Annotated in this window: 1 protein-coding gene; it reads left to right on the top strand. The window is 53.9% G+C overall.

The features are described from left to right. Positions 1-230, top strand: a 230-nt coding sequence (locus tag RG959_RS25065) for a YqaA family protein (RefSeq protein ID WP_369335213.1), incomplete at both ends; no start/stop codon positions are given.

Below are 230 nucleotides of genomic sequence, written 5' to 3' on the forward strand. Positions count from 1 at the left end.
GTAATAGCCTTGGAGGGCTGACTAACGTTATTCTTGGGCGTTTCTTTCCGCTGCGCAAAACGTCGCGCTGGCAGGAAAAGGCAGTTGGCTGGCTAAAACGCTATGGCGCTGCCACGCTGTTATTAAGCTGGATGCCTGTAATAGGCGATTTACTGTGTCTGCTGGCGGGATGGATGCGCATCTCCTGGGGACCGGTGCTCTTTTTTTTATGCCTTGGCAAGGCGTTGCGC

The organism is Domibacillus sp. 8LH (genome assembly GCF_038806185.1).
GTDB lineage: Bacteria > Bacillota > Bacilli > Bacillales > Domibacillaceae > Domibacillus > Domibacillus indicus_A.